Origin of the sequence: Legionella bozemanae (assembly GCF_001648595.1) — a bacterium.
Classification (GTDB): Bacteria; Pseudomonadota; Gammaproteobacteria; order Legionellales; family Legionellaceae; genus Legionella; species Legionella bozemanae.
Genome location: NZ_LBAW01000004.1, coordinates 213,808 through 225,330 on the forward strand (window position 1 = coordinate 213,808; position 11,523 = coordinate 225,330).

Sequence of the window (11,523 nt, forward strand, 5' to 3'; positions counted from 1 at the left end):
AAAAATACTTGTACTGCGAAAAACGCCCAGTAAAATTCAATGCCTGAATTTCGGTCGCACTTTTTTTAAAAAAAGCTATAGTAACTATTGAAGTAACTGATTGAGTGATTCATGTTGACTAATACCACGAAAAAAGAATATTACCAGGCCTTACTTGCTAAAGACTCTAACTATGAAGGTGTATTTTATGTTGGAGTTAAATCTACTGGAATCTTTTGTCGACCTACCTGTCCTGCAAAAAAACCAAAATTCGAAAATTGTGAATTCTTTCAAACAGTTCAAGAAGCACTCCTTGCTTCATACAGACCGTGTATGCGCTGCCAGCCATTGTTCTATCCTAACCAAGCTTCCAATTTAATTCAAAAATTGGTTGCAGCTGTAGAAGCAAACCCTGAAAAGAGGTGGAAGGACAGAGACTTTGCAGCATTAGGAGTTGATACATCAACTGCACGCAGGCAATTTAAAAAGCGTTTTGGGATGACTTTTGTTGCTTATGCACGTGCAAGAAGAATGGGTATAGCCATGAAACAAATCCGTGAGGGCACGATAGTGCTTGAAACACAACTTAATGTAGGGTACGAATCCGGCAGTGGTTTTCGAGATGCTTTTTCTAAAATAATGGGTGCAGCTCCTTCGCAGCTGGAAAAACATTCTATAGTTTTGAAAGCCTCCTGGTTTGATTCACCTCTTGGACCTATGCTTGCAGTAGCTGATGAAGAAGCGTTATATCTTTTGGAATTCGTTGATAGAAGAGGCTTAGAACGTGAAGTAGAACGACTAAGAAAGAAGATGAAAGCAGCCATTATCCCAGGAGACACTTCACCAATTCGTTCCATTGAAAAAGAACTTAAAGCATATTTTGCAGGAACTCTGAAGCAATTTAATACCCCAATACAGATGCTAGGCAGTCCCTTTCAAAAAATGGCTTGGCATGCTTTAACACTTATTCCCTATGGGGAAACGAGAAGTTATGCCGAACAAGCTCGGGCATTAGGAAAACCCACTGCATACAGAGCCGTTGCCAATGCAAATGGTGCAAATTCGCTTTCGATAATTGTACCTTGTCATCGAATCATTAATTCTAGTGGCAATTTAGGTGGTTATGGCGGAGGGATAGCACGTAAGCAATGGCTTCTTGAGCATGAACAGAAAAATAAATAAACGTAGCCTTAGTGTTTTGTAGCCTGGTACAGCGCGGTGAAACCCGGAAATTTAGAGCGGATATTTGCCTTCAGGTACTAGGATCACCCGCCAAAAAGCTTGGTCAATGAAAAAGAAAAAGGAGATGGATTAAAGACACTATCTACTCCTGATGTGTACTCCTTTTCTTTCCCTGCTTCATCTTGTTCTGCCTCATTTTTACTGTGGGTTGCTGGGGCTGGTATTGTAATATAAGGAGTGAAACGAGTGGGTTGGTTTTCCAGCTCCAGATTAGGGGCATATGCTTTAGGAAATAAGTTTTTACTAATAAGCTCTTTAATAAAAGCATTACTTACAATTAATTCATTTTTATTCAGAGTTACCGTGAAATTATCTACTGGCACCCCCTTTTTTTCTAAAGCAATTTTAAAGTGCTCAAAAACCAATTTCAAAGTCCGAACAATCTCCTGAATATCTTTTTCGTTATACAATAAAAGACTAGGTTTAGGACGAATTGTTTTTGCACTTTGTTCTCTGTTATCACTAAATGAGAAGAACTCCATCATTTCTTCCAAATCAAATAGGTCCATTGCCGTTGTATCCGCAATTAATTCCTCATTTGATAGTAAATCCAGTGTCACGCGCTTGGGAGCTTCCTGTTTTCTCATTCCTATACTGTTTGGCGCAAGCGATAGAGCTTGTAATATAAATTTGCTACTATCTGAGTACTTTAAATCGGGCATATTTCTCCACCGATCATTATCATCATGATCCAATTTTCTATAATAGCAAATAGCCAATCTCTCTTTTGACTCTTGCAACTATTATTTACATTTTCTTAACCATTTACTTCCTCCATAGACACTGCAGTTTCCGCTGAACTATTAAGAGCGCAGAACGAACCTCTCTTTATTTCAAAAATCCGATATAAGTTCAATGGTAATAATAACGAATGCAAAATAAAAATCGGATAGAGCGTGCTCCCAAGAGCATAAAGAATAAATGCTACATTAGAGCAGATTGCGATAAGACGTAATGTCAAAATCCTTTTGACATAGAAAGTCGCTAAAACAAGGCAGCAGGCAACATAGCCAATAATTTCGATCGTTGATTCCATTTCAACTCCCAACTTTACAATCCATTCCTATTCAACATACACCTAGTATGCGAGACTCGCAAGTAGCCTTAATATTGGAATTCAAGAAAACAAAGCGAAATATGCTTATAAAATAAACAATAAATGAATCGATTAAATTTTGCTTCGCTTTTTCTGCGCGGAACTATAAAGGTAATGACATTGTGGAAGAAGGAAGTGATGGGATGTAAATTCGCTCATTGACAAAAGAATTGATTCTCGCTCAAACGTTGTTTTAATTGCAGAAAGCGACTTCTTTAATTAATAACAGGACTCTTGCAACCAACAATGTCCATATCGATTACATACACGAACAGTTTGGCACTCAGGATAGTAATAATTGTTATAGTAATAAGGAGTCCCCACAATAACACCAACACCAGGTCCCCACCAACCACCACGCCAGCCGTTATAATAGCCGCCGTGCCAACCACTATGATAATAGCCGCCATGCCAACCACCACCATGATAATAACCACCATGCCAGCCGTAGGCAAAACTTGCTCCAGCAGTAAATAGGCCGAGAGCAAAAACTGCAGTACGTATGATTCTCATCATAGTATTTCTGCTCATAATAAATTCCTATTTTTCAATATTCATAAGTTAAATTATAGCTGAAATGCGCCTTAATAATAGTAGGTCTGTCAATTTTTTGTTACTTAAAACCAGCATTTGAAATACATCTGATAAAAAGAAATAATAGATTCCTATATTCATGTTTAGGGTAATTAATGCAGCTTACTCAATTTACTGATTATTCATTACGTGCTTTAATTTATATTGCGATAAAACAAAATACATGTACTATTAATGACATTGCTACAGCTTATGCTATTTCGCACAATCATCTAATAAAAATAATCCATAATTTATCTAAATTAGGAATTGTTAAAACAATTAGAGGAAAAAATGGCGGCATTGTCATGGCTGAAAACCCTGCAGAAATTAATCTCAAAGCGCTTGTTTTAAAACTTGAACCTCACTTTGATTTAGTACCCTGTTTTAAGAAAGAAGCAAATTGTTGCATTGCCCCAACTTGTAAATTGCGAAAAATTCTCATTGACGCACAAAGTGCCTTTTTTGCGATTTTAGAACAATTTAGCTTGGCAGATATTATTCAGAACAAAGTTGAACTCTCCCCCTTACTCAATCTTACTCCTAAAGGAGAAAAACACGATGCACAAAATAAAAATCAAGCGAATTTATGACAAACCTGATTCTTCAGACGGATATAGAATATTGGTTGATAGGCTATGGCCTCGCGGAGTGAAAAAAGAAGCAGCCGCTATAGACTTATGGCTCAAGGAAATCGCCCCAAGCAACGAATTACGCCAATGGTTTCATCATGAACCTGATAAATGGGAAGAATTTCAAAAACGCTATGCTCAAGAACTCACAGAAAAGCAGGAAGAACTCGCAACGATCACGACTCAAGCAAAAAGTCAGACTGTAACTTTGTTATACAGCGCTAAAGATGAAAAACATAATAATGCTCAGGCCTTACTTGAGCTAATTCATGCAGGAAAAAAATAATAAGTTTTGGTACTATTTTAAAGTTGTATTTAAAATGAAACTTTATTATCATTACCTCATTGCATCAGCAGGTAGTAATGATATGACTGAGCTGAATAAAACACATATTGAAAAACTTGTGACTCATTTTTACCAAAAAGTACAGAAAGATGAGATCCTTGGTCCAATTTTCAATGATGCAGCACAGGTTGATTGGGATGAACATATCCCCCTGCTTTGCCAATTTTGGAATAGCATTATGTTGAAAACTAATGAGTATCACGGTAATGCCTATCAAAAACATACCCTATTAAAACAACTCACCCAAATTGATGAAGCACATTTTGACCGTTGGCTTAATTTATTCCAAGAAGAAGCGGTAAATCATTTGCCTTTGGATGCTGCCAAGGAAATTTTTCAAAAAGCCACCTTCATCGCAGAATCTTTAAAATATGGGATGTTAAGCCAAGAAAAAAGGGGTTAAAGAACATGATTAAACCACTAACTCGTGATATTCTAATAACCTTGGTTGTTAAGTTTAGCTTGTTGATTTTACTATGGATAATTTGCTTTAAGGATGTGGAAAGATCACATCAAAGCAATGAACAATGGCTGTTAGGCACCAGCCAACAAAAAGAATATATTTTTTCTAATGAAAAATGAACTAAGGAAATCCCTAATGCTTTTTTAAAGATTACAGGGAGATATAGCAAGGATTTTATCAATACAGTATACGACATGTGAGGTGAGCAATGATTCCTGGTAGTGACCTGGTTGATCTTTCCCGTTTACAATTTGCTCTAACAGCGCTTTATCATTTCCTTTTTGTCCCACTCACATTGGGCTTATCGCTCATTTTAGCGATTATGGAAACAGTTTATGTAATGACAGGGCACGATATTTGGCGACAGATGGTCAAATATTGGGGAATTCTCTTTGGCATTAATTTCGTTTTAGGTGTAGCTACCGGACTGACTATGGAGTTTCAATTTGGTACCAATTGGGCCTATTACTCTCATTATGTTGGCGATGTTTTTGGTGCTCCGCTGGCTCTTGAAGGACTTATGGCTTTCTTTTTAGAAGCCACTTTTGTTGGTTTGTTTTTTTTCGGCTGGGATAGATTAAGTCGCTTGCAACATATGTTTTGTACCTGGTTACTTGCCTTAGGCACAAATCTTTCCGCATTATGGATTTTGATTGCTAATGGTTGGATGCAAAACCCTGTTGGAGCGGAGTTTAATTTCCACACGATGCGGATGGAAGTTACCGATTTTGTTGCGGTGATGTTTAATCCGGTTGCCCAAGCCAAATTTGTTCATACTATTAGTGCTGGTTACGTCACAGGTTCAATTTTTGTCTTATCCATTAGCGCTTACTTTTTATTACGAAACAGAAACATCCAATTTGCCAAACGTTCAATAACTGTAGCTGCAAGCTTTGGGCTTGCCTCAGCTTTAGCAGTAGTCGTGTTAGGCGATGAGAGCGGCTATCTTGATAATCAAAATCAAAAAATGAAATTCGCAACAATCGAAGCCATGTGGCATACAGAAAAGGCTCCTGCTGGTCTTACAGTTTTTGGTATTCCTAATGAAGAAACAATGACAACTGATTATGCAGTAACCATTCCCTATGCATTAGGATTAATTGCAACACGCACATTTACGGAGCCCCTACAAGGTATTGCTGAATTGATCGCTCAAGGAAAAGAACGAATCAAAGAGGGTATGCTTGCTTATGAAGCATTAACCCGATTACAAAAAAATCCTAATGACGAGCAAGCAAAAGCTGATTTTACGGCACACAATAAATATTTAGGTTATGGCCTGCTCTTGAAGAAATATACTGAAAAAGTAGTTGACGCAACTGAAGATCAAATTAACCAGGCAGCCCATGATCTAAAACCTCGCGTTACCCCTTTATTTTTCTCATTCCGTATCATGGTTGCCTGCGGATTCTTCTTCATTTTCTTATTTGCAACAGGTTTTTACTTGTCCATGAAACGTAAATTGCACACTACCCGTTGGTATTTACGCATAGCCCTCTATTCACTACCATTACCTTGGATTGCTGCAGAACTGGGCTGGGTAGTGGCAGAATACGGACGTCAACCATGGGTAGTCCAGGATATCTTACCTACTGCGATGGGCACATCCAGCATAAGCACTACTCAAGTATTAACATCAATAAGCGGATTCATCCTCTTTTATACAATTCTTGCCATAGTTGAGGTTTTCTTGATGGTTAAATACATCCGTCTTGGCCCTGATAATATGGCGCACTAGGAGATTCATTATGCCTTTGGACTATGAAACATTACGAATTATATGGTGGCTCCTGCTCGGTATATTACTGATTGGTTTTGCAGTCATGGATGGTTTTGACCTGGGCGTTGCTATGTGGCTGCCCTGGCTTGCAAAAACAGATATAGAAAGACGTATACTAATTAATAGCATTGGCGCAACCTGGGAAGGAAATCAAGTATGGTTTATTCTCGGCGGCGGCGCCATCTTTGCTGCTTGGCCTGCCTTATATGCCCTCTCTTTCTCGGGCTTTTATTTTGCGATGCTTCTGGTTTTGTTAGCGCTAATCTTGCGTCCCGTTGGTTTTAAATACCGTTCGAAATTAGCAGATCCCCGATGGCGTTCATTCTGGGATTATGCTTTATTTGTTGGCGGTTTTGTCCCTGCTCTCATTTTTGGTGTTGCCATTGGCAATGTATTACAGGGTGTTCCCTTTCATTTTGATGAATATTTAAGACCATTCTACACTGGCAGCTTCCTTGATTTACTGAATCCTTTTGCCCTGCTGTGTGGCTTGTTGTCTGTGTTGATGCTTGCCATGCATGGTGCTTTTTTCCTCAACTTAAGAACAGAAGAACGCATCCAAAAGCGAGCCAGAACTGCAGGAAAAATATCCGCTCTCCTGAGCATATTGATCTTTATTGGCGCTGGAATTTGGCTTCATTATGGTATTGATGGTTACAGTGTGACAGGAGCTTTAGCTCATGATGGCCCATCAAACCCGCATTACAAGACGGCTATTCGGCTTGCTGATGCTTGGTTTTTTAACTACCGCGATCTGCCCATCACTTTATTTGCTCCAGGTGTCGGCATAATTGCAGCATTATTAGCCTTCATTGCTGCAAAACATGTCAAAACAGCTTTTATTTGCAGCGCCCTTTCTGTTGCAGGCATTATCGCCACTGTAGGGGTCAGTATGTTTCCATTTATACTACCCTCTTCGTCTAATCCTGGACAAAGCTTGCTGGTCTGGGATAGCTCTTCAAGTCAGTTAACTTTGTTTAACATGTTAGTAGGAACTGTTATTCTGTTACCGCTAATTTTGCTTTATACCGCTTGGGTTTACCATGTATTACGAGGAAAAATAACAGAACAAACAATTACTAAAAATCAAGATACAGCTTATTAGGAGGTGATTATGTGGTATTTTTCCTGGATTTTGGGTACTGGCCTGGCCTGTTGTTTTGCCATCTTAAATGCAATGTGGCTTGAATTGGACGACTCGAAAAATGAGTCGAAATAGCCTGGGACTTGGTGATGCCGTGCCCGGGAAATAATATATTCTCGAGCTTTCCTTCACTGTTGCAAAGGCATAACAACCCTATAATCCTACCCAACGAATGAATTCATTATGCGCATTTAAATTAACTGATGAGTTTCCCTCAAAATAAACCGTGAAATTGTTCGCAAGAGAATTGTCTCTAGCTAAAGTGCCATTGATTTTAATTGCCTTGATTTTACCTAAATTGACAAATTGCATTTGCGTCTCATAATAACCACCTCGGACTACTTTTAGAACAGGTATTACAAAACGAATGGCATTAATACCATCTTCTTGACCTGCACTATCTGGATTGGTGTTGTTAGACAAATAAAAAAGTTCTCGTGCATTTAATGCAATGTATTCTGCATTGTTAATCTGACGTCGTAGCATCCGTGTCAATGGTGCTGTGGTATGAAATACCCGCTCATATGTATCTGCTGAAATGACCGTAACAGGTTTAGTTTCAGCGTGTTTACTGCCTTTATATCCGCTACCTACAAATAAAATAGCGTCACGTTGTTCATCAGGTGCAATATCAGGTATTTGTATGGCCGCAGAATTCGTATATTGAGGTATGGTTTTATCACAATTTAAAAATTTTGATTTGGCAAACCATGCGTCGCTAGGATAATAAATAACTAATAAAGATTTATCTTTTATGGTATTAATAATTGCTTGGGAGCTCTCCAAAGGAAGTGCAGGACATCCCCAACTTCGTCCAGGTCTTCCGTATCTTTTAATAAAATTTTCTTCTACATACCATCCCGAATGCATTACAACAGACCGACCTGATGCATTATCATTAAAATTACGGTCCAAACCATCCAAACGCAATGAAAGACCATCTCGGCCATAATAAGCTTGTTGCGTTTGATAAACCCCAATACTACTTGCTTTACTATTGTATTTATTAGAAAAGAAATTGGTCAATAACGCACCGGATTTTATGCCATGCGACACGTAAGTATGAAACAATAATTTCTTTGCTTTTAAATCAAACACCCAAAAACGCTTTTCATTTGAAGGCAGAGAATAATCGATAATCGTTAAAATATTATTATGATCCACATTATACGCGGTAGCACACTTAAGGGTAGTGAGCACCTTGTCAATCACTAGCGGATTTAAGTGCGGAGCTTCATGAGTCAACAGCATCTTAATAACATTTAATGATTGGTCGTTAATTTGTTCTGGCTCTGAAAAAGGTGTGATTTCACTGATGAAACGAATATCACTCTTAATTGCTTGTGTATGAGGAAACGCTACTGGCAATTGCGGAAAAGAGGTTACAGTTACTGCTAAAAATAATAGCAGGAGAGCACTCATGATTTGTCCTTTTTCTAGTTGTTCAAATCCTGTATTTTTAATATAGCTCAAATTTTTTGTTACAACTGATAATTTTATGAGATTAGAAATGATTTATTTTTAAATAGTTTGAATGCTTTAAGAACTATGGGCTTTGCAGCCCAATCTCAATTGATTACATTGTTTTTACTGGAGATTCTTGGGACGTATCCTGATTTGCTTCATATTTATAACAAATACTCGTTACTGCATTGGTCAGATGCAACAGAGCATTCCCTATATTCTCTGTGAGTGAATTCGCAGAGCAGCCCAATGTCGCTCCCGCATAAGCAGTGCCCAAACCCGTAAAATTAAGAGCGGCATTTCCTATACTGGTCAATGCATTATCATTTCTACTGAAGGTAACTATGTTAAGAGCAAGCATTGCTATCTCAAAACCATTTTCCCAAACAGTTTCCGGATCTGAAAACATCTTATACGCGGTCATAGCAAGAAAAAGGCCATTTGTGACTTGCATGGTTGCACGCCATTTATTTTCCTTATTAAAAAAACCTAGCATTTTTAATCCTCCTGAATGTAGTTAGGTCTGATCGAACTTTAAACATAGCGTTCAGAAAAATCAAGTGCTTTATGTCATTGATAACTCAGGAAATTCAAAAACAAACGAAACTCAGTGTCTTGCCAAACGAAATAAAGAAAGACATAGCGACAAAAATGCTGAATAAAGTCAAACGTGTTCTGGAAAATGCCTATGAATTTTTTTAGAGACAAAATATCAAACAATTAAAGACAAACTAAAATAGATTGCTCTTCATCAAGCTCTGCTTCATTCGTTTGTTCTCTAAGGGGTTGGGTTTTTGCAGCAAACAAATGCGATAAATTGTTCATTAACAAACGCACGGTTCGCTTGTTTGGATTGATGTAATTTGGTTTTTCTCTGCGTATCTGCTGTTCTTCTGCAACAAACTGGCTTTTTATTTGAATTTTAATCGAATCCTCCAAATTTGGAATGAACTCAATTTGGCGTATTCCCTGATCCACAATATTTTGATACTCCCCTATTAATCCATCCACTTTAATTTTCCAAGCAGCAGCATCATCAATCATTTTTGCAGTCTTAGTTTTAAAGAAGGAGAAGTACTGGGCTAGAAAATTAGAAATTTTTACGAAAAAACCATCATGTAGTTTGATAAATGTGCTCAAGGTTTGGCTCTTTGTCTGAAGGCTCTGCAGAAAAGATGAATTTTCTTTTACGGTAGTAAGCAGTCTAGAGCTAGCTCGCACAGATTCTTTCATTACCTCATTTGCTTTTTGTAATGCAGCAAGCTGCTCAGAACTTTCCTTTGCGATTAACTGTTTTAACTCTTCGTCTTGATTAAAAAAACGATTATTTATGGCTGTAATTTGGTGCTCTTTTTTCTTTAGTTTTTCTCGTAAGTCCAGCAAACAAGTATTTACCAGATCTTTAAGTTCCGTTTTGCAGGTGCTATCTAGGGTAGCTGGAAGAGTGGATGCAATCATGCTTTGTACTATCTGGGGTGTAGTAGTTCGATAAACAACCTTTATCGGTGAAGTCACCCAGCTCACTCGCTGAAGCACTTCTGAAGACAGATCAGAAGATTCAGCAAGGGTTTTTAATTGCTTTATTTTCTCAAGTAATTGTTGTTTTGAGCCTTCTTCTGCAATTTCTAAAAGTATTTGCAATAACTGAGCATGCTCTTCTATAAAATCTAAAAAATCTTTTCTTCCCGTGATTTTCTTATCATTTTCTTCTGCAAATAAAAGTAGTTTATTTACTGCCTCTATTTTGGCTTCAAAATCTACCTTTTTACTCCGCAGTTCAATGAGACTGAAAATACCTGATGAAACTTTTTCTATATCTGCTTCAAGTGCAGCAAGACTGTCAAGAGCGCTCCGTTTTACAGGTTTCTTTGCCTGATGCAACCTGGTTCCCGGGGCAAGTCGTTTGTGAATAGGTAAACCTGTTGCTCTTTGAGATGATTTTGCGCTGTCCAAAGGGCTAATACCTAATACTTTAAGATAGCGTTTACTCAAGAGGACTTTGAAAGGTTTTAACGGATCTGGCGCAATAGGTAAAATATCGTCCGTTTTTTTTGTGGGTTGCTCTGACTTTAACTGCTCCATTCTTTTTTCTACTTGTAATAAAAAAAAGTCTATCTTGGGCTTGATTTGTCCAAGATCCACAAGAAGAGAAACTACAATTTGCGCCTTCCAATCATTCTCTATTTGAGTAATGGCTATTTGGATAATGTGAAATAGCATGTATGAAGAAAGAAGAAACGTTTTATATTGATTTCTATCAGTAAAAGGAATGCTGTTCAAAGCAAGTAATTTTTCAATATTTCCAATTAAAGCAAAAATATTGCCTGCAGTATTATCTTTCCAGTTATCATATAAAGTAGCAATAGCTTCACTGGAATGAGTCAGTAATGCTATTTCTTTGTCAGCTGTCTTAGGTAGTTGTGCAATTGCTTCATCGATAAAGAACTTGACAAAAACGGCTGTTCCCCATGAGAGCGCCTTATATTGATTAAAATCGTTATATTTTGTCTGCGCATTCGCTTTGATGACTTCAAGATTATCTACTGAGTTAACGTAATTGCTAATAAGCAATGCTGAGTTTAGAGCTTTTTGCTCTGCATGGAATTTGATACCACGCCATTGTTTGAAACGTTCCTCTTTACTCAGCATAGTGAGCCCAACGAATTAGTTAATCGGTCCCTAAAGTCCATTCTACAAAAACGCAAATTAAAATAAAACAATAATACTTACTTAATTGTTCTAGAGGCCTAATAAATCGAGAAAAACTAATAATGCAAGTGTTTTTAAAATCAGCTATTCTAAAT

At 37.7% G+C, this 11,523-nt stretch carries 15 protein-coding genes; 9 read left to right on the plus strand and 6 right to left on the minus strand.

The window, feature by feature from the left end; all coding sequences use genetic code 11:
* Positions 1–111 precede the first annotated feature (111 nt).
* Entirely contained in the window at positions 112–1,161 is a 1,050-nt protein-coding gene (locus A8O27_RS05345; RefSeq protein ID WP_058460070.1) for a bifunctional transcriptional activator/DNA repair enzyme AdaA, read from the plus strand.
* Positions 1,162–1,244: 83 nt separating this feature from the next.
* Here the strand turns inward: A8O27_RS05345 and A8O27_RS05350 are convergent, their stop codons facing one another.
* From A8O27_RS05350 to A8O27_RS05360, 3 genes are all read right to left on the minus strand, one after another.
* A complete protein-coding gene (locus tag A8O27_RS05350) occupies positions 1,245–1,883 on the minus strand; it encodes a hypothetical protein (RefSeq protein ID WP_058460547.1) in 639 nt (212 codons plus the stop codon).
* Between the two features lie 95 nt (positions 1,884–1,978).
* Entirely contained in the window at positions 1,979–2,257 is a 279-nt protein-coding gene (locus tag A8O27_RS05355) for a hypothetical protein (RefSeq protein ID WP_058460069.1), read from the minus strand.
* 279 nt (positions 2,258–2,536) lie between these two features.
* A complete protein-coding gene (locus A8O27_RS05360; protein ID WP_058460068.1) occupies positions 2,537–2,848 on the minus strand; it encodes a hypothetical protein in 312 nt (103 codons plus the stop codon).
* A gap of 158 nt (positions 2,849–3,006) precedes the next feature.
* On the opposite strand from A8O27_RS05360, the gene A8O27_RS05365 reads away from it, so the two are divergent.
* The 7 genes from A8O27_RS05365 to cydX all read left to right on the plus strand — a co-directional run bounded on the left by A8O27_RS05365 (position 3,007) and on the right by cydX (position 7,330).
* Complete coding sequence (locus A8O27_RS05365; protein WP_058460067.1) at positions 3,007–3,483, plus strand: RrF2 family transcriptional regulator; 477 nt, start codon at positions 3,007–3,009, stop codon at positions 3,481–3,483.
* Positions 3,452–3,808 (plus strand): DUF488 domain-containing protein, encoded by a 357-nt coding sequence (locus A8O27_RS05370; RefSeq protein ID WP_058460066.1) that lies wholly within the window; start codon positions 3,452–3,454, stop codon positions 3,806–3,808. The genes A8O27_RS05365 and A8O27_RS05370 overlap by 32 nt, the downstream gene beginning before the upstream one ends.
* Positions 3,792–4,271 carry a group III truncated hemoglobin gene (locus tag A8O27_RS05375; RefSeq protein ID WP_235810545.1) on the plus strand — a complete coding sequence of 160 codons (480 nt, stop codon included), beginning with the start codon at positions 3,792–3,794 and terminating at the stop codon, positions 4,269–4,271. Before A8O27_RS05370 ends, A8O27_RS05375 begins: the two co-directional genes overlap by 17 nt.
* A 5-nt stretch (positions 4,272–4,276) precedes the next feature.
* Positions 4,277–4,450: a cytochrome oxidase putative small subunit CydP gene (gene cydP, locus A8O27_RS19005; RefSeq protein WP_165483275.1), complete on the plus strand. Its 174-nt coding sequence runs from the start codon at positions 4,277–4,279 to the stop codon at positions 4,448–4,450.
* Between the two features lie 89 nt (positions 4,451–4,539).
* Positions 4,540–6,069: a cytochrome ubiquinol oxidase subunit I gene (locus A8O27_RS05380; RefSeq protein ID WP_058460065.1), complete on the plus strand. Its 1,530-nt coding sequence runs from the start codon at positions 4,540–4,542 to the stop codon at positions 6,067–6,069.
* Positions 6,070–6,079: 10 nt separating this feature from the next.
* On the plus strand, positions 6,080–7,216 hold the full coding sequence (gene cydB, locus A8O27_RS05385) for a cytochrome d ubiquinol oxidase subunit II (RefSeq protein ID WP_058460064.1): 1,137 nt from the start codon (positions 6,080–6,082) through the stop codon (positions 7,214–7,216).
* A gap of 9 nt (positions 7,217–7,225) precedes the next feature.
* Complete coding sequence (gene cydX, locus A8O27_RS05390) at positions 7,226–7,330, plus strand: cytochrome bd-I oxidase subunit CydX (protein ID WP_058460063.1); 105 nt, start codon at positions 7,226–7,228, stop codon at positions 7,328–7,330.
* A gap of 78 nt (positions 7,331–7,408) precedes the next feature.
* Here the strand turns inward: cydX and A8O27_RS05395 are convergent, their stop codons facing one another.
* Both A8O27_RS05395 and A8O27_RS05400 read right to left on the minus strand, forming a co-directional pair.
* Positions 7,409–8,677 (minus strand): murein L,D-transpeptidase catalytic domain family protein, encoded by a 1,269-nt coding sequence (locus A8O27_RS05395; protein ID WP_058460062.1) that lies wholly within the window; start codon positions 8,675–8,677, stop codon positions 7,409–7,411.
* Between the two features lie 154 nt (positions 8,678–8,831).
* Positions 8,832–9,215, minus strand: coding sequence for a hypothetical protein (locus tag A8O27_RS05400; RefSeq protein WP_058460061.1), 384 nt, complete (start codon positions 9,213–9,215; stop codon positions 8,832–8,834).
* A 71-nt stretch (positions 9,216–9,286) separates the two neighbouring features.
* On the opposite strand from A8O27_RS05400, the gene A8O27_RS19305 reads away from it, so the two are divergent.
* Positions 9,287–9,421 (plus strand): hypothetical protein, encoded by a 135-nt coding sequence (locus A8O27_RS19305; RefSeq protein WP_259293081.1) that lies wholly within the window; start codon positions 9,287–9,289, stop codon positions 9,419–9,421.
* 18 nt (positions 9,422–9,439) lie between these two features.
* Here A8O27_RS19305 and A8O27_RS05405 read toward each other — a convergent pair whose 3' ends face one another.
* Positions 9,440–11,368, minus strand: a complete 1,929-nt coding sequence (locus A8O27_RS05405) for a coiled-coil domain-containing protein (protein ID WP_058460060.1) — start codon at positions 11,366–11,368, stop codon at positions 9,440–9,442.
* Between the last annotated feature and the right edge of the window lie 155 nt (positions 11,369–11,523).